12 protein-coding genes are annotated in these 20,131 nt (G+C 60.9%); 4 read left to right on the forward strand and 8 right to left on the reverse strand.

Annotated elements, in window-relative coordinates; all coding sequences use genetic code 11:
- The first annotated feature begins 64 nt into the window (after positions 1–64).
- Positions 65–5,935, forward strand: coding sequence for an alpha-2-macroglobulin (locus tag BGE01nite_RS20555; RefSeq protein WP_146853173.1), 5,871 nt, complete (start codon positions 65–67; stop codon positions 5,933–5,935).
- Positions 5,936–5,955: 20 nt separating this feature from the next.
- Complete coding sequence (pbpC, locus tag BGE01nite_RS20560; RefSeq protein ID WP_146853175.1) at positions 5,956–8,268, forward strand: penicillin-binding protein 1C; 2,313 nt, start codon at positions 5,956–5,958, stop codon at positions 8,266–8,268.
- On the opposite strand, the gene BGE01nite_RS20565 is transcribed toward pbpC, so the two are convergent.
- Positions 8,269–9,234 (reverse strand): bactofilin family protein, encoded by a 966-nt coding sequence (locus BGE01nite_RS20565; RefSeq protein WP_170266937.1) that lies wholly within the window; start codon positions 9,232–9,234, stop codon positions 8,269–8,271.
- A 139-nt stretch (positions 9,235–9,373) separates the two neighbouring features.
- Between BGE01nite_RS20565 and rnhA the strand changes: the two genes are divergently transcribed.
- Both rnhA and BGE01nite_RS20575 read left to right on the forward strand, forming a co-directional pair.
- The gene (gene rnhA, locus BGE01nite_RS20570; protein ID WP_146853179.1) at positions 9,374–9,868 is read left to right on the forward strand and encodes a ribonuclease HI; all 495 of its coding nucleotides are present in this window, start codon (positions 9,374–9,376) and stop codon (positions 9,866–9,868) included.
- A 58-nt stretch (positions 9,869–9,926) separates the two neighbouring features.
- The gene (locus BGE01nite_RS20575; RefSeq protein WP_146853181.1) at positions 9,927–10,664 is read left to right on the forward strand and encodes a Bax inhibitor-1/YccA family protein; all 738 of its coding nucleotides are present in this window, start codon (positions 9,927–9,929) and stop codon (positions 10,662–10,664) included.
- Positions 10,665–10,683: 19 nt separating this feature from the next.
- Here BGE01nite_RS20575 and BGE01nite_RS20580 read toward each other — a convergent pair whose 3' ends face one another.
- The 7 genes from BGE01nite_RS20580 to BGE01nite_RS20610 form a co-directional block, all read right to left on the reverse strand.
- Positions 10,684–12,105: a tetratricopeptide repeat protein gene (locus BGE01nite_RS20580; protein ID WP_170266938.1), complete on the reverse strand. Its 1,422-nt coding sequence runs from the start codon at positions 12,103–12,105 to the stop codon at positions 10,684–10,686.
- Positions 12,102–12,794 (reverse strand): energy transducer TonB, encoded by a 693-nt coding sequence (locus tag BGE01nite_RS20585; RefSeq protein WP_146853185.1) that lies wholly within the window; start codon positions 12,792–12,794, stop codon positions 12,102–12,104. The genes BGE01nite_RS20580 and BGE01nite_RS20585 overlap by 4 nt, the downstream gene beginning before the upstream one ends.
- A 35-nt stretch (positions 12,795–12,829) precedes the next feature.
- Positions 12,830–13,237: an ExbD/TolR family protein gene (locus BGE01nite_RS20590; RefSeq protein ID WP_146853187.1), complete on the reverse strand. Its 408-nt coding sequence runs from the start codon at positions 13,235–13,237 to the stop codon at positions 12,830–12,832.
- A gap of 14 nt (positions 13,238–13,251) precedes the next feature.
- Positions 13,252–14,727, reverse strand: a complete 1,476-nt coding sequence (locus BGE01nite_RS29445; RefSeq protein ID WP_218033052.1) for a MotA/TolQ/ExbB proton channel family protein — start codon at positions 14,725–14,727, stop codon at positions 13,252–13,254.
- 29 nt (positions 14,728–14,756) lie between these two features.
- The gene (locus BGE01nite_RS20600) at positions 14,757–15,581 is read right to left on the reverse strand and encodes a DUF3450 family protein (RefSeq protein ID WP_170266939.1); all 825 of its coding nucleotides are present in this window, start codon (positions 15,579–15,581) and stop codon (positions 14,757–14,759) included.
- A gap of 125 nt (positions 15,582–15,706) precedes the next feature.
- On the reverse strand, positions 15,707–18,715 hold the full coding sequence (locus BGE01nite_RS20605; RefSeq protein WP_170266940.1) for a TonB-dependent receptor: 3,009 nt from the start codon (positions 18,713–18,715) through the stop codon (positions 15,707–15,709).
- A 204-nt stretch (positions 18,716–18,919) separates the two neighbouring features.
- Positions 18,920–20,131 carry a tetratricopeptide repeat protein gene (locus BGE01nite_RS20610; protein WP_146853193.1) on the reverse strand — a complete coding sequence of 404 codons (1,212 nt, stop codon included), beginning with the start codon at positions 20,129–20,131 and terminating at the stop codon, positions 18,920–18,922.

Consider the following 20,131-nt stretch of genomic DNA (forward strand, 5'->3'; position numbering starts at 1 on the left):
TCCCATAGAGATCGCTCGCTAAGTGAAGGCGGACCCATACTTTAGTGGACCGACCTCCTCATATATGTCCCAATCCTCCGGTTCACGGGTAGCACGCATGCTGCGTGCTTTGTTAGGTGAGTTTCACTACAAACCTCCGGGCTGGATGCCGGTCTTCGCACGTGCGGCTGACGAGCACCTGCATGCCAATCCTGGCCGTTACGCCAGTCTCATCGTTGTCATCGGCATTGGCTTTCTGGCCGTGCCCAAGCTGCTCGAATGGCAGCGCGCGCACCAGCCGCATGCGCGTCAGCTCACGGAGTCACGCCAGGTGAAAGGCACGCTCACCATGCCCGGTGTCACGCCCGTGGTGAAGGGGAAGCTGCAGCCCATGCCCATCATCCTGAACTTCGATGCTTCGACTGCGAAGCTCGATGCCGTGAACAAGAAGGCGGAAGGCATCACCCTCACACCCGCGCATGAGGGCGAGTGGAAGTGGACCTCGGACCGCCAGCTCACCTTCACGCCTGTGAAAGACTGGGCTCCAGCTCAAGAGTATAACATTGAGCTCGACAAAAAATCCCTGCCTCCGGAAGTGGTGCTCAAAGAAAACGAATGGACCGCCAGCACGCCCGCGCTGGTGATCCAGATCTCCAAGGAAGAGTTCGAGATCAATCCTGAGGACCCCGCCGTGCAAACCGTCGTCGTCGGTTATCAGTCCAGCCATCCGCTGACCAAGGCTGAGGTGGAATCCCGGATCTCGCTGGAGGTCATCGGCGGATCCAAGATCTTTGAATGGAAAGGCCAGAAGCCCGACCGTCTCTTCACGGTCACGGAGGGTGTCCATGCGCGTGAGTTCTGGATGCGCACCACACGCATCCAGATCCCGGAGAAGGAAGACTTCGTGAAGATCACACTGCGTGGGTCCATCGCGTCCAGCCTGGGCGGCAAGCCTCTCGGGGCTGACATTGTGAGGAAGGTGCGTGTGCCTGACATCGACAGCGGATTCAAGATCACTTCCACCGACACGGAGATTGTCACCACGGAGGACGGCGATCCCGAGCAGTTCCTGTTTGTACACACAGAAGGTTATGCCAGAAGTGAAGTGCTGATGAAGAATCTCAATGTGTGGCTCGAGCCGCTGGAGTTCACCATCAAGGATAATCAGGGGCACGATGTGGTCGCCGGCGTGAATGACGTGACCGAGACCGTGCTGAAGCAGTTTGCCCCGGTGAAGCTGAAGCCTGTCGAATTGGAAGCCACTGAAGGCGGCTCCGTGACGACGAAGCATGGCTTCAAGTTCCTCGCGGAGAAATCCGGCCGAATCTTTGTGCGTGTGAACAAAGGCCTCGAAGCGCTCGGCGGCTTCCGTCTGGCCAAGGAGTTTCGTGCGTTCGCGGCCGTGCCTGAGTTTCCGAAGGAAGTTCAAGTGCTCGGCAAGGGCGGTGTGCTCGCGCTGAATGGCGAGCGCAAGCTCTCCGTGAAAACACGCGGCGTGCCGAACCTGCGTGTGACCATGGCCCGCGTGCCTGCGCGGCAGGTGAACCATCTCGTCGTCATGACGGAAGGTGATTTCGCCAGTCCTCACTTTGTCATGGGCGAGGGCTTTGATGAATCAAACATCGCGCGCTTCCTGCGCCGTGTGCAGCCGGTGGCCATGAAGAATGAGTACGAGGCCAGCTACTCGGTCATTGATTTCGCCAGCGCTTTGCAGACCCAGGACAGCAGTGATCCTGACAACTCACGCGGCCTGTTCTTCCTCACCGCGGAAGGTGTGGAGCCGAAGGAAAACTCCGAAAAGCGCACCGAAGGTGATGCCACGAAGGATGACTGGGAAGACATCGACCATGCCTCGGCGCAGCGCTTCGTGCTTATCACGGATCTCGGCCTCATGGTGAAGCGGAACGCTGATGGCACGCGTGATGTCTTTGTGCAGAGCGTGCAGACAGGTGACCCGGTGAATGGCGCCACCATCACCGTGCTGGCGAAGAACGGCGAGTATCTGCTGCAACGCACCACGACGGACGGCCACGCGCAGCTGCCTGACATTGAAAACTTCCTGCGTGAGAAGAAGCCCGTGGCCATCATCGCCTCGCTCGGCAGTGATCTCTCCTTCCTGCCGTTCGAGCGCCCGGACCGTCTGCTTGATTTCTCACGCTTTGACATCGGTGGCGTGATGGCCTCCGAAGGCGAGCGCCTGGAAGCCTTCCTGTTCAGCGAGCGCGGTGTGTATCGTCCTGGAGACAAGGTGCATCTTGGGGCGGTGGTGAAGCGTCGTGACTGGCTCGCTGTTCCCACAGGCCTGCCGCTGGAGATGCAGATCATCAATGCGAAGGATGAAGTCATCGACACGCAGAAGGTCGCGCTCAGCGAGGATGGCTTCCTCTCCGTGACCACTGAAACCGACGAGTCAGATCCCACCGGCAAATACAAGGCGCGGCTCTTCCTCATCGAAAACGAGGAGGAGAACCGCCGCACACGGCTCGGTGAGATGGTCTTCCGCGTGGAAGACTTCCAGCCGGACCGCATGAAGCTTGCGGTCGAGCTGACCGGAGATGAAAACGCGGGCTGGCTGCAACCCCACGGCATCCAGGCGGCAGTGTCATTGCAAACTTTGTTCGGCTTCGCCGCCGCGGATCGTGAGCTGAAGGCGCGCCTGGAGTTGGTGCCCGGTGATTTTGCTTTCCCGGCTTTCCCTGACTACACCTTCCACAACCGCCTGCCCATGACCACGTTGGTGGATGAGCACACACTGGAACCCGGCCAGAAGGTGGAGCTCGGCCAGCAGAAAACAGATGAGGCTGGCAAGGCGGTCTTTGATCTCGGCATGGAGCGCTTTGACCAAAGCTGCTTCCGCGCGACCTTGCTTGTCGAGGCCTTTGAGGCTGATGGCGGCCGCAGCGTGCGCGCTGGCAAAGATTTTCTGGTGGCGTCGCTGCCCTACGTCGTCGGTTACAAACCAGAGGCTCGGCTCGACTACCTCGGCAAGGACACCGTCGCCACGGTGAAGTTCATCGCGCTCGGCCCGGATGTGAAGCCGATGGCGCCACCCGACCTCACGGCACGCGTGCTGCAGATCCGCCATGTCTCTGTGCTGACAAAGCAGGAGAGCGGCAGCTATGCCTATGTCTCGACGCAGCGTGAGAGCATGATCAGCGAGGCGCGCTTTGCCCTCCCCGTCGAAGGCGCGACTTACACGCTGCCCACCGCTACTGCGGGCGAGTTTCGTCTGGAGCTGCGTGATGCAGAAAGCAATGTGGTCTGTGCCACCGCCTTCACCATCGTGGGCAAGGGCGATGCTGAGCGTAGTCTCGAGCGTGATGCCGAGCTGGGCATCAAGCTGGCCAAGGCGAACTGGAACAGCGGCGATCTTCTCGAAGCCAGCCTGAGCGCTACTTACACTGGCGCGGGCCTGCTCACCATCGAGCGGGATCGCGTGCTCGGCTGGCAGTGGTTCAAAGCCGGCACGCCTGCCAGTGTGCAGCACATCACTGTGCCGGCGGACATGGAAGGGTCCGCCTACGTGAGCGCATCGTTTGTTCGCGCCTTGGACTCGCCGGAGATTTTTACTTCGCCGCTGAGTTATGCCGTGAGTCACTTCGTGGCGAATCCGGACAAGCGCCGTTTTGATGTGACCGTGGATGCCCCGACTCTCGTCAAACCCGGCGAGGTTCTGAAGATTGGTTATCTGACTTCCAAGCCATCGCGCATCGCCATCTATGCGGTGGATGCAGGCATTCATCAGATCACGGACTATCAGCTGCCAGATCCGCTCTCGCATCTGAACCGTCAGCGCGCTCTCGAGGTGGAGACGGAGCAGCTCATGGACCTCATCCTGCCGGAGTTCCGCTTCATCTCGCAGAGCAAGGCCTTTGGCGGTGATGCGGACAAGCCGCTGAAGCTGAACCTGAACCCCTTCAAGCGTCGTCGCGAACCTCCGGTGGTCTACTGGAGCGGCCTGGTCGAAGCCGGACCTGAGCGCAAGGAGGTGACCTACACCGTGCCCGACTACTTCGCGGGCAAACTGAACATCATGGCCGTGGCTGTCTCCGCAGATGGTGTGGGGCGTTCCGAGACGAGCACGACGGTTCGTGGGCCGCTGGTGCTGACGCCGAACGTGCCCTTCTTCGCGGCACCGGGTGATGAGTTCACCGCCTCACTCACGGTGGCGAACAACCTCGAAGGTGCAGATGCGCAGCAGCCCATCAGCATCACGGCGAATGTCACACCGCATCTGGAGGTCATCGAGTCACCGCAGGGCGCGCTGAACCTCGCCACCGGCAAGGAAGGCACCGTGCGTTTCCGCGTGAAGGTGAAGGAAGAGCTTGGCGGCGCCGAGATCACCTTCAAGGCGGACGCTGCAGGCCAGACGGTGCTGCGTCGTGCCACGCTGAGCGTGCGACCTGCCGCGCCCTACATGACGAATGTGCAGAGCGGCTGGTTCCGCGAGCCGAAGATGGATGTCAAAGTCAGCCGTGAGATGTTCCCGCAGTATCGAAAGCTGGATGCGACCGCCTCTGCGCTGCCTCTGGGTCTTGCGCGTGGCCTGGAAGCCTATTTGCATGAGTATCCCTATGGATGCTCCGAGCAGATCACCAGCCGTGCGATTTCACGCTTGTTGTTAGCCAAGGATGCCGACTTTGGCTTTGATCCGAAGGAATCCGCGGAGCAGCTCGAGGATGCCTTCCAGCTTCTGCGCAGCCGCCAGCATTCCAATGGTGGATTTGGCTACTGGGATTCCGATGCCGATGCAGGCATGGATTACCTCTCCGTCTATGTCACACGCTTCCTCACCGAGGCGCGTGATGCCGGTCATGCCGTGCCTGCGGAGATGCTGGACGATGCCCGCGGCCGCATGCGCGAGATGGGTCGCGCTAAAATCAGCAGCCTCAACGAAGCCTCCATCCAGGCCGCTGCCATCTACCTGCTCACGCGTCATGGTGAGAACACCTCCAGCCTTGTGCTGAACCTGCGTGACTACCTGCGCACCCAGCATCAGGAAGCCTGGCGCTCCACGCTGACCGGCGCCTATCTCGCGGGCACCTATGCCTTGCTGAAGCAGCAGAACGAGGCTGAGACACTCATCAACGACTATTGGAAGGCCGCGAAGAAGGCCCGCTCCGCCACACGCTGGACTGGTGCCTACTATCTGGAGCCGCAGGTCGGCCAGGCAGAAGGTTTTGCGCTGCTGTGCAAGCACTTTCCAGATCGCGCGAAAACTCTCGGCTATGAGGACATCTCGGTGATCACAGAGCCGCTCGCACGCCAGCGCTTCAACACCATCAGCGCGGCCACCACCATCCTCGCGCTCAAGGCTTATGCTGATGCAGCCGGGCAGATGCAGGTGAAGCTTTCGCTCAGCGAGATCCCTCGCGCGGGCGGTGCGCCGCAGGTGCTGGTGCCGGAGATGACCGGCCTGCTGAAGGGCGCCTTCAATCCCGGCGCAGGTGCGCTCCGCTTCAATCTCACGCAGGGTGGCAATGCCGACCTCGGTGCCTTCTATCAGGTGACGGAGTCGGGCTTTGACAAGACTCCGTCCAGCGAGCGGATTGCCGATGGTTTGGAGGTCTCCCGCGAGATCGTGGATGCCGAAGGCAAGCCGCTGACGAAGCTGAAGGTCGGCGCGGGGACGCTGGTGCGTCTGCGGGTGCGCAATGTCTCGCCGGATGCCCTCACGAACATCGCGCTTCTCGATCTCATGCCCGGCAGCTTTGAGCTGGAGCCGAATGGTCTGCGTCCGGGCCGCGACACGGTCGCTGGCGCGGACTATGTGGACGTGCGTGAGGACCGGAACGTCTTCTTCTGCTCGCTCGACAAGGGCGAGACCAAAACTTTTGCTTACCGTATCAAGCCCATCGCCGCGGGCAGCTATGTGATCCCGCCGGTCTTTGCTGAAAGCATGTATGACCGCGGCATCAAAGGCAGCTCGGGCGGCGGCAAGGTGGAGGTGGAGTGATCCTCAGACCGCATTCAGCCATGTTTCGGAGACTCTGGCAGCGAAGGATCCTGCGCCACCTCGGCGCAGCGCTCGTTACCGCACTATTGGTTTACGCCTTGCTGCCGGATCCCGGACTTTATCCACCTGATTTCCGCTTCTCACGCACGCTGGAGGACCGAAATGGCAAGCTGCTGCATCTCACGCTGACAACAGACGGAAAGTATCGGCGCCACACACCCCTGGCAGAGATCAGCCCGGATCTGATCGAAGCCACGCTGGAGCTGGAGGACCGGCATTTTTACCGGCATCCAGGTTTCAATCCCATGTCGCTGCTGCGCGCCACCTGGGGTGCAGTTTCAGGCAGCGCACGGGGTGGCGGTTCCACCATCACCATGCAGCTCGCACGGCTGCGGCATGATATGCACACGCGCACCGCCTGGGGGAAGCTCTGGCAGATCTTCCGCGCCGTGCAGATGGAGCGCCACTACACGAAGGCAGAGATCCTCGAGGCCTATCTGAATCAAGCGCCCTATGGCGGCAATGTGGAAGGCATCGGCGCGGCCAGCCTGCTCTGGTGCGGCAAGGGCGCGCATGACCTCACGCTGCGTGAGGCAGTTGCTTTTGCCGTGCTGCCGCAGAGTCCGACGCGGCGTCGACCTCGCGAAGGCGACAACAAGAGCCTCGCGAATGCGCAGCATCGGTTGTGGGAAAGGCTGCGTCAGATTCGAGGTCTGCCAGCGGATCCTCTGGATGAGACCTTCACGTTGCGAGAGCTCCTGCCGGTGCCACGCGAAACTCCGCATTTAGCACGTCGATTGTTCAGCGAGTCGGCGAGTCCAGATTTGCAGATGTCTGGCATTCCCGTGCACAGCACCATCGAGGTGGAGAAGCAGCGTCGTGTCGAGTCGGCACTGTCCGATTACATCGGGCGGAAACGTGATGTGGGCATCACCAATGCCTGTGCGCTGCTCGTGCATGCGCCCACGCGCGAGGTGCTGGCCTACGTCGGCTCCAGCGGCTTCCTGGATTCCACGATCCAAGGTCAGGTGGATGGGGTGCTCGCTCGTCGCTCACCAGGATCGGCCTTGAAGCCCTTCATCTATGCGCTGGCGATGCAGCAGGGTTTGATTCATCCGTATACTTTGTTACGCGATGGACAGACCTCCTTCGGTGGCTATAACCCCGAGAACTTTGACCGTCAGTTCTCCGGCCCCATCGCGGCGCGTGATGCGCTGTATCACAGCCGGAACATTCCGGCGGTGTCACTCGCGCAGCGGCTCGCTCACCCGGGTCTCTATGGCTTCCTCAAGTCCGCTGGAGTCGCGCTGCCGCGGCCTGCGGAGCATTACGGGCTCTCCTTGCCTCTCGGCGGCGCGGAGGTCTCGATGGAGGAACTCGCGGCCATGTACTGCCTGCTGGCGGATGATGGCTGCGCGCGGCCGGTGAAGTTCACCCCAGGCACTGCGGCAGCTTCCACGGCGAAGCCCTTGCTGACTCCAGAAGTGCGTCACCTCACGCGTGAGATGATGCGCACGCGTGAGGGTGAGCCAGCGCTGGATGATCCAGGGGTGTTGTGGAAAACCGGCACCTCGCATGGTTTCCGTGATGCCTGGGCGGCTGGTATTCGCGGTGACTACGTGCTCGTGGTGTGGATCGGCAACTTCAATGGTCGTGCGAACCCAGCCTTCATCGCTCGCGAATGTGCTGCGCCGTTGCTGTTTGAGACCTTCCGCCATCTGCGCCTGCCCCGGAAGCGTGAGACGACACCTCCTGGCCTAACAGAGATTGATTTGTGTGCTGTGTCCGGTCAGCTGCCCAGCCCTATGTGCCAGCATCGTGTGCGCGGTGGTTTTATTCCAGGTGTGTCACCGATCACTCCTTGTGAGATTCATCGGGAGGTCATCATCGACTCCGCCAGCGGTTTGCGCGTGGCGCGTGACGATGGCCGCCCGGGCTTGCAGCGCAGTGTGCAGGAGTTCTGGCCGCCGGAGATGCTGGAGCTGTTTCGCAAGGCCGGCGTGCCGCGCAAGACGCCGCCGCCGCTCGAGGCGAGTGCAGAGTCTCTCAGCACGGCGGAAACAGCTCAGGGACCGAAAATCACGTCACCGCAGAGCGCGTTGGTCTACACCTTGCAAGCTTCTGCGTCAGATCGTCAGACCATCCCGCTGCGCGCGGATGCGGCTCCGGGAGTCAGCCGAGTGTTCTGGTTTGCGGACAGCCGCTTTCTCGGTGCCAGCACACCCACACAGCCGGTGATGTGGCGCGCGGCAGCCGGCCGGTGGCGCGTGCATGTGCTGGATGACCAGGGCCGGAGCGCCGCAGTGCAGGTGCGGGTCGAGATGCTGCCGTGATCAGCATTCTTTGGACTCACCGTGCGGATCGAAGACCACCCTTTGGCATTCCGGCCGGGTGCGCACGCTGCGGCAGCTCCACTGCCAGCGGCGGATCTCGGTCACAAAAGATTCCGGCGGCCCTTGCAGGATGCGGAATTTTCCACGCAGTTCGCCGCCATCTTCCACATTCACGGATCGCGCCGCCACGGTGCCGGTGAGCGTGCCTCCTGGCAGCAGCGTGACTGGGCCTTCACAGATGAAATCACCGGTCACATCACCCGCGATCTGGATCTCCTGCGCGCGCACCGCATGCAGAAATGTGATCTCCGTGCCGGTAGGCACGACGACACGTCTGGCATGCACATGATCTGCGACCAGACCTGACTCACAGATCTCACGCAGCTCAGGGAGCTCCGTGCGAGTGACGGACTCGACCTTGCTCAGCTTTTGCAGGCAGACCGGGCAGGTCGGTGTGGTGTAGTCACCCGAGGTGGCGATGTTGAAGAAGAAGTCACTGCGTTCCGAAGGCAGCGTGAGCAGCACCTGATGCAGGGTGGCCGCATCCACGGCCTCGATGCGATACTCCTGCGCGGCCATCAGCGCTGCGGGGGTGAAGCCACCGGGTGCGATCAGCACGCCGCGCGCATTTTGTGCGGTGCGCACTTCCTGGGCGAAATGGATCACGGCTTCAGGCATGGCCCCCCATTCATTCCAGGCGGAGATTTTCACGAGCGCACGCTGCGGATGCGCTGTCATCGGCTGCTCCATCATGGCAAACATCACCGAGCCGTCCTCCAGCACGATGGAGCGCGCGAGCTCGCAGCCGCCATGAGCGGCGATGGCGCGCACCAGCTCCGCCACGCGCATCCAGTCCAGGCTGGCGATCAGCTCCGGGGTCCAATGCTCCTCCTCCGCGCCAGACGTGATCAGCCCTCCCTGCTGGGAAAAGCCAGCCTCAGCGAGTTTGGAGAAGGGATCGAGCATCGGGATTGAGTGCGAGAAGGTAACCCGCATTCGTTGTCATAGAAAAGACTCTTATCGTCAATGATGGCGGGCAGGTTTCAGGACAACGAACCTTGCCAGCCCGGAAACAAAGCCCTATGGCGGGCAGCACATCTCACGAATGACCCCAGTCACCATTTACACCGACGGCGCATGCTCGGGCAATCCAGGCCCCGGCGGTTACGGTGTGCTCATGCAGAGCGGCAAGCATCAAAAGGAGCTCGCGCAGGGCTACCGCCGCACCACCAACAACCGCATGGAGCTCATGGCCGTCATCGCCGGACTGAGCATTCTGACCCGTCCCTGCACGGTGACTTTGTATTCGGATTCACGCTATGTGGTGGACTCCATTGAGAAAGGCTGGGCGAAGAGCTGGAAGTCACGCGGCTGGATGAAAGCGGACAAGCAACCCGCCTCCAATGCAGATCTCTGGGCGCGTGCACTGGACCTGCTGGCGAAGCACAAGGTGAAGCTGGTGTGGGTCAAAGGGCATGCTTCGAATGCTGGCAACAATCGTTGCGATGAGATTGCCGTGGCGGCCACACGGTCTGGAAATCTGCTCATCGATGCTGGATTTGAGTCGGCGAAAAAACCGGAAGCGGCAGGCCTTCTCTAAACGAGCGGCCTATTTCATGCTTTGCATTTGTCGAAGGCTCTCCTAGCCTGATCTCTGTATGCGTACCTCGAACCCTACTCTCAATGACGAAGTCTTCCGCAAGGAGCCCGCGCTGGCGAACGAGCCGGTGATGACGCTGCAAGGCACGGTGAACAAGACCTTCATCCTCACCACGTTGCTGGCGGTCGCGGGCAGCTTTGGCTGGAGAGTCGCGGAGAGTGGCTCTCCCCTGGCCTCACCTGTGATGATCGGGGGCGGCATCCTTGCCTTGATTCTGGTGATTGTTTCCTGCTTCAAACCCCAGTGGGCACCTGCCATCGCCCCCAGCTACGCGATTCTCAAAGGTGCTGCCGTCGGTGTCATCTCCTTCGCCTACAATGCGCGTTTCAACGGCATCGTGCTCCAGGCAGCCCTGCTCACGTTCGGCATCCTTTTCGCGTTGTTGCTGGCCTACCAGTCACGCTTGATCCGCCCTTCGGAGAATTTCAAACTCGGCATCGTGGCGGCCACGGGAGGGATCTTCCTGTTTTATCTGGTGACCCTGGTGCTCGGCTTCTTCGGCGTGAGTGTGCCCTTGGTGGCTGGCAACAGCATGTGGGCCATCGGCTTCAGTGTGTTCGTCGTCATCATCGCGGCGCTGAATCTGGTGCTCGACTTTGATTTCATCGAAAACGGTGTCGAGATGCGCGCCGCGAAGTACATGGAATGGCAGGCCGCGCTGGGACTGCTGGTCACCCTCGTCTGGCTCTACATCGAGATCCTGCGCCTGCTGGCGAAGCTGCGCAGCCGGGATTGAGTTGCGCGAAGCTCGAAGGCTATTTGCTGCCTTTGCGCAAAGCGCGCTCGATGTCGGAGATGAGCTTGGCGACGCTGTCGCTCGGCTTCAGCTCGTGGGAGCGCTTCAGGAGAGGCAGGGCATCGGCGAGCTTGTTGGCTGCGAGATGGATCTGGGCGAGACGCATATTGGCCGGGGCTTCCTGGTCTTTGATCTTGGTGGCGCGTTCGTAGTAGCTGACGGCCTTCGGCGTGTCGCCCTTGTCCTGGTAGTGCTGGCCGAGGAGCATGAGGGCCGCGCCATCGAGCGGATTGAGCTCCACCACACGCTCCAGCATCGGCACGGAGGCATCGGCCTTGCCGGCGCTGACGGCGAGACGGGCTTCGAGTTTCAGCAGGCGCGCTTCATCTTCCTTGGCCATCTTGCCGGCGCTGATGGTGCGCGCGGTCTTGATCAATTCGGCAGATTCCGTTAGGCCGCCCTGCATGGAGAGGTTCTCGGCCTGCGTGATGACCTTGGAGGGTTCGAACTCACCTGCTTCGAGTGCGCGCTTGTAAGCGCTGAGTGCGAGGCCGGTGTCCTTGTTGATGAGATAGATGTCTCCAAGGCGTTGAAGGTCCGGTGCTTTCGCGAGACCGAGGCGGGCCAGGAACTCGATGTTCTCGGTGGCCTTGGTATTCTCCTTGAGGGCTAGGTAGGCCTCGCTTTGCAGGCTGATGAACTCGGTGCGGTCAGGGTTGTGGCGAATGATCTCCTCGCACACGGCCACGGCTTCCGCGGCCTTTTGCTGCTTCAGCACGCAGCGCACCAGGCCGAGTTTCCAGTCGAGCAGATCAGGCTGGAACATCAGCGCCATGCGGTAGGCGCTCTCCGCGCTCGCGGGGCGGTCCAGCGAGAGCAAGGCATAACCATAAAGACCGTAGGAAGGTCCATCCTGCGCACCGAGGCCGATGGCGCGGCTGAGGCTGGTGACCGCGCCGAGCCACTTTTGCTGGCGCACCTGGGCCATGCCGAGGCCACGCCAGGCACGGCGGAAGGACGGAAACTTGTCCACCGCGCGCTGGAACATCATGATAGCCGCATCCGCCTGGCCAGCTTCGAGGTACAGATTCGCCAGCGTGAGGTCGAAGATGGCGTTGGTGTCTGTCTTGATGAACTTCACCAGCGCGGCAGCAGCGTCCTGCGGCTTCTTCATCATCGGCAGCAGCTGGTTCAGGATCTCACGATCACTGTCCGAAAGAGGCGGCTCCACATCTGGAAACACGCTGTAGGTGCCGAGGAAAAACTTGGCGAAGCTCGGGTCCTTCCAAAGCTCAAGCGCATAGGCTCCGGGCGTGGGCTTTTCCTCAGGAGCAGGCGCAGAGGTGGTGGCGGCGGGCGCTGTAGCAGCAGGCTGCGCTGTGCCGACAGCGGAAGCCGAGGAAGCAGCGAGGAGAACAAAAAGCGGGAGAAGCGTTTTCAATCGAAGCGGAAGGGGAGTTTGAGTTTGAAGCTCACGGGCTTGCCGCTGCGGGTGCCGGGCTGAAAGCGCCATTCGCGCGCGGCTTCGATGCAGGGCTGGTTGGCAGCAGGATCAGGAGAGTTCAGCACTTCAGCACGGCTCACCGAACCATCTTTGCCGACAACGATGAGCACCTCGACCTTGCCCTTGAGGCGCTTGCGCACATCCGCGCTGAACTTGGGAGACACGCGGTTGGTGGGAGTGGGCTTGGTGTCGAGCATGCCGCTGGACATGGAGTCGTCCGCGCCACCACCACCGGTGCCGGATCCTGTGCCACCGATGACACCGCCGCTGCCGAAGCCCACGCCGCCGGCACCGAAGCCACCATCACCACCAGCGCCGCTGAGCGCGGAGCCGAGATCACTCAGGCTCATGTTGGAAAGGGCAGGGGCGCTCGGCGCGGAGTCCACGGCCTGCTGCAGCTCCTTGATGTCCGTGAGCATGTCCTGCTTCACATCTTCCAAAGGCTCCTCGACCTTCTCCTTGGGCTCCTCGTCCTTCTTCTTGTCGTCTTTGCTGACATCGACTTCCTGAAGCACGTCCTTCTTCTCCGCGACCTTCTCACCTTTCGGGATGAGAAAGCCACCAAAGAGGAAGACCACGCCGTGCAGGAACACGGCTGCCATGACTCCGAGGACTGCTTTCTTCATGGGACGAGAATGCGGTTAAGGGTAGGAGCAAAAAATCACTTCCGCTCAGTCGACAGCGCCACCTTGGTGATGCCGGTCTTCTTCACTTCATCGATCACGGCCACGACATTGGAGTACTCGGCCTTGCCGTCCGCATTGATGACGACCTGGGGCTCCTTGTTCGCGGCTTTGAAGTTCTGCAGGCGGATGGGTAGCTGCGCGAAGTTGATCTTCTCCTTGTTGAAGAAGATCTCCCCCTGCTGAGCCACGCTGAGGGTCAAGGGTGCATCCGTCTTCTCTTTCGGCGCCGATGACGAGGCCGCGGGAACATTGACCGTGATCCCTTCGTTCTTGGTCATGGAGAGGGATACCATGACGAAGGTGGCGAGCAGGAAGAACACCACGTCAATCAGCGGCACAACCTCGATCTTGGCGTGCTTTTTCGGACGTTTGCGAAACTTCATAGATCGTTCGTTGGTTAGGCGGTGACGGGTTTCAGATTGCCAGCCTGCTGGGCGGCGGGAGCCTTGCTGCCGTCTTCAGCGGCGAGCTCGGCGCGGTGGCGGTGACGCAGCTCTTCCTCGTGCTTCTTGTTCTTCTCGATGATCAGCTCAAGCTTCGAGGCGGCGACCTCAAGCTCATGCTCGGCATCCTCCACCATGTTGTTGAGATAGTTGAAAGGCACGAGACCGGCCATGGCGATCACCAGGCCGAAGGCCGTGGCGATCAGAGCTTCGGCAATACCGCCCGTGATGGCGGTCGGAGCGCCCATGTCACCACCGATGGCGGCGAAGGAGCCCATCATCCCGGTCACCGTGCCAAGCAGGCCGAGAAGCGGAGCGATGGTCATGCCGGTATCGAGGACGAAGAAGCCGCGTTTGAAGCGCTTGATCTCCATGGAGGCAGACATGCCGAGCGCATCGGAGATGTTGGTCTCCACGTGAGCGAGCGCATGGGCAAGGGCACGTGCGACGTAGTCGAGGGACTTCTTGCCGCTGGCGATGGCCTGGTCGAAATTTCCTTCTTCCACGGCATCGAGGATCGCGAGCACGTCCTTCGGCTTGCGGCGCTTCTTCTCACGCAGGATGAAGAAGATACGCTCCAGGGCAGTGCCGAAGACGAGGATGCTCACGAGCAAGAGCGGGTGCATGATAGGACCGCCGTGCTTGTAGGTGTCTAACAAGCTATGCTTGGTCACGAAGTCTTTGATGGCGGCGCCGAGGCTGCCATCGAGAGGCAGGAGGCCTTTGCCGGTGTTGGCCAGCACGCTGATGGCTGCATTGATCTCAGGGGTGATGCTGCGCACGATGGGCATGGCGCTGCCGACCTGTGGCATGGCAATGCCGGCGGACTTTCCATCAGCCGTGGAGAAGAGCGCCATGGGACCGATGAGGGCGAACTTGCCATCGAGCACGAAGCCCTGGGAATCCACGGCCTTCCCAGCGAAGATGGTGCCGCCGATGATTTCACCGAGACGGGTGATGGAGGACTTCAGCAGGCTCACCTGCGTGAGGAAGCGCTCCTTCAGAGGTGTCTTGTCGTTTTCAGCGGCCATCTTGGCCTTGTCCAGATCACCACGGTAGAGCTGCATCTCGCTGACGTGCACCTTGGACTCGAAGCCCTTCGTGTATTCGTCGAGGATGTTCGTGAGATAGGAGTTCTCCTCGGTGGCCAGCTTGACCTGGTTTTTGAGGTTGGAGTAGTTCAGCTCGGCAGCGTCCAGCTCGCGGGTAAGTGGGGCGTATTGATCCTGAAGCTGGCGCAGTTTGTCCTCGAGTTGGGAGAGCTCGCGGTTCAGCGGCTCCTTTTCCTTGCCGATCTCAACCTGGACCTTGGAGAGTTCCTCCTTGCTGCGATCGAAGTCGGCCTGGGCCGAGTCCTTGGCCTTGGAGAAACCCAGGCTCTGGGCTCCGGCGCTGGCGGTGAGAAGGGTGAGCAGAATGAGCGGACGCATGACGGCAATAATGGTTAGGGGTTGGCTTCTCACTGGATTTGGGCGGGCAGTTCGACCAGCTTCGGCGCGACGGCTTTCTTCATGACTTCCACGAGCTCGCGCATCTTCGGGGCGATGGCGGGGTCGGTGTTCCAGACCCAGCCGGTTTCCGAAGGCAGGCCGAGACCACCGACGTCACCGTTGGAGTTCACAAAGTATCCCTGGCCCAGGCCGACGTAGACCACTTTCACCTCGGCCTTCTTGCCATTGCCGAGATCATGGATTTCAGGCAGGGAGTTGAGCTCGTTGTTGGCCTTGTTCAGCTCGTTGAGAATGCCGAGCACGTTCTGGAAGCGCTCTGCGGCGGTGATGTTCTTCGTGTCCGCACCTTCTTTGGGAATACGATCATGCAGCACCTTCACCTTTTCCTGCACGACTCCGGGCACGCGGGTGAAGAGGTTCTTCACCCCTTTTTCCAGCTCAGGCGCGGAGGCGATGAGAGCATCTGAAGCTTCCTTGATCTGGGCTTTCTCAGTCTCGGCCTCGGTGGTGCGCTTCTTGGCGTCATCAAGCTTCGTCTTTGCTTCAGCGATCTTCTTCTCGGTTTCTTCGATGGAAGCTTTGAGAAGCTGGATGCGGCCTTCGAGCATGGCCTTGCCGGTTTCCCACTCGGTGCGCTCGCTGGAGATCAGGCGCTGCGTGGCTGCCCACTGCTGAAGCAGGCTGCGCGTCTCATCCATGGCCGTGGAGGCAGCGGCGGCAGGGGACTGGCCTTGAGGCGCAGGCGCTGGAGCCGGTGTCTGAGTTTCCTGGGCGGTGGCGAAGCCGAAGGCTGCCAAGGCAAGGGAGATGGAGAGATGAAGAGACAGTTTCACCAGAAGGGAATGAGGGAAGTCGTTGCACCCATAGCTGCCCTGAGCGGGGCCTTGCCGCATCTCCTGTTGGGTGACGAAACCGTTGCAGAGGCTGGCTCAGGAAATGCCGGTTATTGACAAAGTCGTCACCAGCTGAGGCCCAAACTGACGGAGTAGTTGATGCCAGGAGAACGGGTGGAGTGGATCGGACGCTGCGGATTGTTGTAATAGCGCACCATGGTTTCGTTCAGCAGGTTCTGAGCACGGAAGGTGAGCTTGGCATTTTTGCCGATGCGCTTGCTGATGCTCATGTCGAGCGTGGTGAAGGGCTCCTGCAGGATGTCCGGATCCTGGTAGTTGAAGGCGACCGCGAAGAGCTGCGGACCGACGACGTTCAGGAAAGTACCGAAGCTCCAGCCCGTGTCTGGATTGTCATAGGTGAGGTTGGCATTGAAGATGTAGTCCGGCTGGCCCTGCAGACGGCGGGTGGGGCCGTAGATGCTTTCGCGGCCGACTTCCGGGCGTGTGGCGGAGGACTGGATGTAGGAGTAGTTGGCACCGACAGAGAAGTGGCCCAGCTCTTCGGTGATGAAGTTCAGGCTGCGCTGGAACTCGAGCTCCATGCCATAGACGCGGCCGCTCTCCACGTTGATGAAGCGCTGGATGTCGCCGTCCTGGCTGAACTCGATGGGGTTCTCGATGTGCTTGGCGAAGAAGCTGGCGCCGATCATCGCGCCCGGCTCCGGGAACCATTCCCAGCGTGTGTCGTAGTTGATGATGTCAGACATCTGCAGGTCGGCATTGCCGACGAAGATGTCACCGCTCTCCACGTTCACGAAGGCCACGGGGGAGATTTCCTTGAACGAAGGCCTGGCGACCGTGCGGGAGATGGCGCCGCGAAGGCGCTGGCTTTCCGCATAATCCCAGGAGGCCGACAGGGAAGGGAGGATGGAGATTTCGGAGATATTGGCGCGGCGGCGAGCTTCGAGACGCGGGTCATTCTGCGCGGCCACATCACCACCGAAGGCATCATTGATGAGCTGTTGATAGACGATGTCGTTACGCTGCTCCGCGCTGAGCAGGGCAAAGCGAATAGGCTCATCGAGATAGGTGTAGACTGGGGATGCCAGGGTCTTCAGATCCGTCGTCTCTGCACGGGCACCGAAGGTCACATTCAGGCCGCCGCCGAGGTCGGCGTCAAACATCACATAGCCCGCGGAGATCATCTGCGAGGCGTTGTAGGTCTCAGGATCATTCGTGCGGAAAAGGAAGGTGCCGAAGGTGGAGGTGGAGACCTGCGTGATGGGCACGTTGCCATAGAGGAAGACATCACCCCAGGTCTGCTCGTTGTTGGCGCGAGGCTTGCCACCGAAGCCCGGGAAACCGGGGAAGGCACCGACAGCAGCCGCGGGGAAGCCCGGATTGTCAAAGCCGGTGCTGTAGGCGAAGCTGTCCGCGCGATACGAGCGGTCGCTGTAATCCAGCAGACCACCGAACTTCATTTTGACATTCGGGGCACTATCACCGCCATCACCCAGGATGCGTGTCTCGATGTCCATGCGCGCGGTGTAGTTTTCATCCTGCAGCTCACGCCAGAAGCGCTGGAAGGGCGGCACAGCGGAGAGCGGAGGCTGGAAGTAGTTGCCCGTGCCTTCATCCACACGCGCGTTCACAAAGCGTGAATCCGGCTCGAGCTGGCTGGACTGGTTGTAGGACAGCGCCCAGTTGAACTTGAAGTCATGTTCGCGGTCCATCAGATGCTCACCTTCGAGCTGGAAGACGCGGAGCTGGCGTTCGGTGTAGAGAATGGACTCACGATAGTCGAGCACGCCTGCGTTTTGGTCAGGGTCCACACCAAACTGAAGCGAGGCGCGGTCTTCAGCGACGCGGTTGAAGAAGTAAGTCGCCGTGATCTGGCTGTCTGTGTCCAGCTCAATGCCGAGGGAGACGAGCATGCCGGCGCGCATGGTTTCCTGACCATTGTGCACCACGGCGTTGCGGCGCACCTGGTTGACGAGACCGAGGTCACCCGCTGCTTCACTGAAGAAGTAACGGCCGATCCTGTCGTCGTCATTGCCTGTGTATTTTTTCGAGTAATCCACCGCGATGGTGAGGCCTGCGGGAGCGCCCATGAACTCACCGCGGATGCCCATGCTGGCTTCGAGTGTGAAGTCGACTGGAGCGGATTTTTCCTGGGTGCCCATTTCCTTGCTGAGCGTGTCATTGACGCGCTGACGGAAGGCGCGGTCGGCGGGTGTGTCTGTATAACCGTCCTGGCCCGGACCTGGGAGATCGGCAGCTTTCAGGAAGCCTGGGATGGCGCGCTCACCCACGGTGCCTAACAATCCGGTGCCGCCGCCTTTGTAAGAGAGGAAGCTGTCGTCACCGGTGACGTTGGTGTTGAAGCCGGTGCCGGTCTTGAAGTTGTAGAAGTCCTTGTCGGGCACGGACTTGGTCTTGATATCGATGCCCGCGCCCGTGGCCTCACCGGGCATGTCAGGGAGGAAGGTCTTGTTCGTGCGCACGTCCTGGATGACGGCGCTTGGGAAAAGGTCCAGCGCCACGGCACGACGGTCAGGATCCGAGCTGGGAACGCGAAGCCCGTTCAGCGTGACACTGTTGTAACGGTCACTCAAACCACGCACGACGACGAACTTGCCGTCCGCCACGTTCACACCGGTGCTTTTGGCGAGCAGCTTCGCGGCATCGGAAGCGCCTGTCTGTGCGATGAACTGCGCACCCAGCACATCGGTGAAGCTTTTGAGATCCTTGCGGATGTCCACGCTCATGGTGCTGGAGGATGTGTCCACGATCTCCTCCTGATTGACGACGAACTCGTCGAGCTCCACGACCTCGGCCGTCATCTCCAGATCCACTTCCTTCACACTGCCGGAGGTGACCACGAGATCACCACGACGCTCACGAATGAAGCCTTCCTTGCTGACGAGCACCGCATACGAGCCCGAAGGAATGTTATTGATGAAGAAGGAGCCGTCCTCACCTGTGGAGGCGCTCATGTTGCTGCCTTCGAGCACCACGGTGGCACCGGCCACAGGCACGGAGAAGTCCGCATCCAGCACGGTTCCACGCAGACCCCCATTGGCTGACTGCGCCCAGATGTGAGGCGTCGTCAGCAGGAGGACGAGGGCCGTCAAAAGGGAGTTTAGAACCAGGGTCCGGACAGGCCGGAAGGGCAGAAAGTGGGAAACCATTCGAGAGGCCGTTTCAGTCCGCCATGCGGCTGTGGAAACGGGTTTCAGACATGGCAAACGGCCTTTAAAAACAAAGGTGATTCGGGTGACAAATCAGTCACACACGAAGCATTCATCATCGTGCTGTGTGGCAGAAGCGTCACAAGCCTATGATCTTTCCTTCGCCTGACGAAGCTGCTGACGAATCGTCTCTGGCACAGGCAGCTTTTGAGCGGCGAAGTAGAGGCAGATGCGGACACCGGCTGCACCACGTGCCCGTTGATGGGTGTTAGCCATTCCGACCACCGCTGCCTTCTTCAGCCAGTCTGCCGCCTTGTCTGGCTGGCCGAGCTTGTCCCACAACTGCGCGATCTCGATCATGCCTTCCGCAGCGGTGACCACCAGGACTTTAGGCGCGGCCTCCTCCGCCAGCTTGAGTTCTGCCTCAGCCTCGGCGCGCTGGCCAAAGGAGAGCAAGGTGGCGGCGAGATGAACGTGGGCGGCAGGCTTCCAATCCGCCCCAGCAGGGAGACTGGCGGCATAGTCTTTGAAGAGCTTCAGAGCCCGATCACGATCTTCGGTGAGTCCATGAAGCTGGGCCAGCGTGGCCGCTTCCAGCAGACGTTCCATGGCCTCATGAAACTTCGGGTGGTCGGCCATCTGCATGGCCTCGGCGATGAAGGCGCGGCCTGCCTCACGATGGCCGGCGCGCAGCTGGGCGCCCGCAGCACTGAGCAGATATTTTGCGGCTGCATGAGCGGGGATCGCAGCCTTCAAGACCAGTTCCTTGGCGGCGTCGAACTCAGGGAGCGGTCCGGCTGCATCGGCATCGAGAAAGGCTGCGGCCACGATCCAGGCTTCTTCACTGCTCATCTCGGCACGAAGCGCGGCTGCCTCGTCCTTCTTTCCTGCGAGCAAGCAGGCGATGGCGCAGTCCCGGAGGGCGATGTCTTTTTTCCGAGCGCGGGCGAGGCCTAACTGAATGCGTGTCTTGGCCACGAGATCCATGGCTTGTTCCGGACGGTGCTTCTGCGCGGAAAGCAGGGCCAGTTCTGCCAGCCCCAGAGGCACGCCACTGCCGACCATGCGTGTGGTCAGATACTCGGCCTCATCCCACAAGCCACGCTCGGCATAGCCCTTCATCACCAGGCGCAAGCCGTGTGAGTATTCGCTGACATCTCCGGCGAGCTCGGCGCATTCGATCTCGGCCTGGAAGAGGGAGTCTTCTGGTGTCAGCGCACGCTGGCGACGGTGTTTCTGGGAGTCCTGGATGAGCTTTTCAATGAAGGCATCTGGCTGGGAGGCAGCGTCTTGGGCTGCGAGCAGAGGCTGGGCCAGAAGCAAGCACACTGAGGAGCAGAGAATGGAACGAGGGGACAT

The sequence above is a fragment of the Prosthecobacter gellanilyticus genome, assembly GCF_007992435.1.
Classification (GTDB): Bacteria; Verrucomicrobiota; Verrucomicrobiia; order Verrucomicrobiales; family Verrucomicrobiaceae; genus Prosthecobacter; species Prosthecobacter gellanilyticus.

Coding starts and splice junctions, on each gene's coding strand:
- BGE01nite_RS20590 (WP_146853187.1), bottom strand. CDS start 13,237: ATGAAGTTTCGCAAACGTCCGAAAAAGCACGCCAAGATCGAGGTTGTG.
- BGE01nite_RS20610 (WP_146853193.1), bottom strand. CDS start 20,131: ATGTCCCCTCGTTCCATTCTCTGCTCCTCAGTGTGCTTGCTTCTGGCC.
- BGE01nite_RS20575 (WP_146853181.1), top strand. CDS start 9,927: ATGCGTACCTCGAACCCTACTCTCAATGACGAAGTCTTCCGCAAGGAG.
- BGE01nite_RS20585 (WP_146853185.1), bottom strand. CDS start 12,794: ATGAAGAAAGCAGTCCTCGGAGTCATGGCAGCCGTGTTCCTGCACGGC.
- BGE01nite_RS29445 (WP_218033052.1), bottom strand. CDS start 14,727: ATGCGTCCGCTCATTCTGCTCACCCTTCTCACCGCCAGCGCCGGAGCC.
- BGE01nite_RS20555 (WP_146853173.1), top strand. CDS start 65: ATGTCCCAATCCTCCGGTTCACGGGTAGCACGCATGCTGCGTGCTTTG.
- rnhA (WP_146853179.1), top strand. CDS start 9,374: ATGACCCCAGTCACCATTTACACCGACGGCGCATGCTCGGGCAATCCA.
- BGE01nite_RS20565 (WP_170266937.1), bottom strand. CDS start 9,234: ATGCTCGATCCCTTCTCCAAACTCGCTGAGGCTGGCTTTTCCCAGCAG.
- pbpC (WP_146853175.1), top strand. CDS start 5,956: ATGTTTCGGAGACTCTGGCAGCGAAGGATCCTGCGCCACCTCGGCGCA.